Source organism: Flavobacterium procerum (genome assembly GCF_042431625.1).
Taxonomy (GTDB): Bacteria; Bacteroidota; Bacteroidia; order Flavobacteriales; family Flavobacteriaceae; genus Flavobacterium; species Flavobacterium procerum.
The window spans coordinates 1-3,829 of the sequence record NZ_JBHLYW010000017.1 but is presented as its reverse complement, the minus strand read 5'-3'; the positions used below and the strand labels follow the sequence as shown (position 1 = coordinate 3,829).

General features: G+C 37.8%; 1 pseudogene. It reads right to left on the bottom strand.

The window, feature by feature from the left end:
- Nucleotides 1-3,829 (bottom strand): annotated as a pseudogene (locus ACFFLS_RS19035) (hypothetical protein); the annotation flags it as partial.

Below are 3,829 nucleotides of genomic sequence, written 5' to 3'. Positions count from 1 at the left end.
AGACAGAATCTCGTACTGAAGCGCGCCAACTCCGTTCTGAACGTTGCTGATCGTAACCGTACTTGTCGTGCTTGCAGCTGGCGCACAGTAAATAGGCGTTCCTGCAATATCCATATCTGTCGGAGGGTTTAATGATGGAACATCAACTCCGTCAGTTAATGTAAATATACATCCATTTCCATCTTTTACTAAAACATCAAATGTTGTTCCAGCAAAAGTCTCAAATGTATTTTCATTTGTATAGGTAGTACCACCATCAAAACTATATAAGTAAGGCGTAGTTCCGTTAGAAGCTGTAACCGTTACAATCGCTTTTGTTGGAAGATTTCCTGTAGCACAATTCAATGGAGCTGTGATAACTGATGACGCAGTTAAAGCTGAAGGTTGTGTTATCGTAATTGGTGAGCTTACATATGTACAAGATTTACCATCTCTTACCGTAATGATATATGAAGTACCTGCGCTTAATCCTGTAAATACATTAGAAGATTGGAAAACTCCCCCATCTAATTGATATTCATAAGGACCAACTCCTGATGTAACATTCACAGTAATTCTACCATCTGATCCACCATTACATCTAACATCTGTTTGTACTGTATTAAATACAGTAGCTGGAATTGGGTCTAAAGTAAACGTTGTTGTAGCCTGACATGCTGCAGGTAATTTTGCATCGCTCACTCTGAAAATATAATTTCCTAATGCACTTGTTGAAAGTACATTTGAAGCCATAGTTGTATATGAACCTCCACCATCTGTAGAGTATTCATAAGTATAAGCTGTATCATAACCTCCTGTTGCTGTTAATGTAATTGTAGCATTTGGAGTAGCAGTACAATCTAACTCTTTAGTAAGTGCAGCAGCTAAGAATAACTGTGGCTTAACTTCATAAGTAGTAGTTGCTGTACAACCGTTACCATCTCTAATTACTAATGTATATGTACCAGGAGCATTTAATGTAAATGTCGGACTTGTTTGGAAAGTACTTCCGTTTACACTATAAGTTGCTGCTCCGACAATTGCAGGGTCAGCTAAACCACTAATAGTGATTGTAAATGGAGAACCTGTATAACAAATAGCAGCAGGTGCAGTAATCGTTGGGTCATCATCTCTGTCTAAAGTTATAGGTGCAAATTTGATACAACCGTACGCATCCTTCACGTAAGCAACATAGTCTCCTGCATTTCTATTAAATGTGTTTGGAGAATCCCAACCAATAGTTGATGCCGTTGGAGCAGGATCTGTTGATGGCAATAATAAATAAGTATACGGAGCTGTACCGTCTTTTCCGACAGCAGTAATTACTCCAGAATTTGGATTACAATTTGCATTTTTAGAAACAGAAGCTGTAATAGACAAATCAATTGCAGATTGTGTAATATTAAATGAATCAGTCGCAATACTACATCCAGCATTTGTTGCACCAGCAGTTTCTCTAATCACTACAACATAATTTCCAAAAGGCAATGCACCAATGTTTGTAAATGTTGTACTTCCATTTGCAGGAATTGATCCCGTTCCAGTAATTCCTGTACTAACCATAGTAAAAGAATTAAAAATCTCATAACTTATTGGAGTAGCAGAAGGATACGTGCTATCTACTCTGAAAGTCACATTTCCGTCATTATTACCTCTACAAGTAATATTGTTTGAAGAAAGTGCACCAATAGTTAACGTAGAATTTGTAGGAATTGGTAATTCTGCAGTTTCGTAATAATAACAACCTGTTCCGGCATCATGTACAATAAAAGTATATTTAACACCTGGCAATAAGTTTGGTATCGTTGTTTTTTTACTTCCTGGATTTGTTCCTGCTGGAACTCCTAAAACGTCCTCATCATACCATGGGAAAGTAGTTGGAGAAGTATAGACCATTCCTGGACCAGTATAAACTGCAAAGTGGAATGGACCATTACCTACAATACTTCCTGCTGATGTTGTATTGATTGCCACCTCTGCTGAACCTAATGCTGAACAGTCAGCTGGTGGAGGTGTCACTACAATATCCAAATCATCTGGTGGCGAAGCTACTAGCACGTCTTGTTCTATATTAGTACATCCGTTTGCATCTGTAACTATAATTTGATATAATCCAAAATCCACAACTTCGAAAACAGCCGTTGTACCAGTCTGATTTGTGAATTGTTCGTCATATCCATTTACTCCAGTTACATGATAGGTATAATTAGCTGTTCCACCTGTTACGCTATTAATTGTAATAGATCCCAATGAAACCCCACCAGATACACATGTAATCGGAGTAACTGTACGTCTTACTGCAATTTGTGTAGGTTGGTTAATTGGAATAGTTTCAGTAGCAATACATCCTTTAGCATCAGTAACTGTAATTGTGTAATTACCTGCAGCTAAACCAGAAGTTTGAGTACCGTAATTAGTTCCTGTAGTTGTATTTCTAACATTTATTAAAAACGGAGCTTGTCCTTGTGAAACATCGTAAACTATAGAAATAGCTGCTGATTTTTCATCATAACAATTAATAAACTGCGTTTGTGTTACACTTGTAATTACAGGTAGAATAGGATCTGTAATAATTACAGCAGAAGATGTAGCAGTACAACCTCTAGAATCGGTTACAGTAAATGTATATGATCCTGCCGTATTTGTTGTAAATACATTTCCTGCGAAAGTTCCTGTTCCAGAACTTGCATAAGTATAAGGTCCGCTTCCGCCAACTGTTGTCAAAGTAACTTGTGCAGCTGTTGGAGTAGAACACGTAATATCTTTATCAAGCACTGCCGCAAGTGATAAAGCATTATTAACTATCACAACATTACTGTCAGCTGTACATCCGTTACCGTCTTTAATTCTTACTGTATAACTTCCAGGTGTAGTAATTGTAAAAGTATTACCAGCCTGATAAGAGGCACCATTATTAATACTGTAGCTTAAAGGTGCAACTAAACCTGTACCTGGAGTCGCTGTAATAACATAGCTTCCTACGCCAAAACATTGACCAGTTGCAGAAGCTGTTACTGTAGGTACAGCATCTCTGGTAATAGTAACATCTAATTTAAATGAACAATTATTAGCATCTAAAATATAAACATCCCAATTTGGAATTGTTGGATCTAAGTTTGCTTTGTTATTGTTTGAATACGTTCCAGCTGGAGCACCATCCTGAACAAATGAATATCTATAAACAGGTGTACCACCAGTTGCAGTAACAGTAACTTCAGATGTTGCAATGAAACAGTTAGCATTTACTGCCACATAAGTAGCCCCTAAAGCTGTTGCTGGTTCATTAATTGTAATCGAAGTATTTGCTGTACATCCTGTTGTTTCATCTGTTACAACAATTGCATACGTACCCGCAGTTAAGTTTGTAATATTAACTGTTGCGCTTGTATTACCAGTCACAGCTGTACCACCATTAACAGTGTAGCTGTAAGAAGAAGTTGCAGCGAAACCAGCAACGTTTAATCGGATAGATCCTGTGTTTCCACCATTACAAAGAACATCGCTTGTTTTATTAGCAGTAACTGTAATTGGCGTAACCGGATTAATTGTATATGATTCTGTATAATAACATCCGTTTGCATCAGTAACTCTGAACATATAAGTTCCAGGAGCTAAACCTGCAAAACTGTTAGATGTTTGCTTAGCAATAATTACAGGAGAAGGTGCGATAGTTTCATATTGTAATGCTCCAACTCCATTAGTTGCTGTTAAAGTAACCGTAGTCGTAGTAGCCGTACAAGTAACCGCTGCTGCGCTGAAAGCTAAATCAGTCGGTGGGTTCAGTCTTAAAAGAGTTCCGTTTCCTGTAACCGTACATCCTTTCGCATCGCGAACCGTGTAGCTGTAAGGC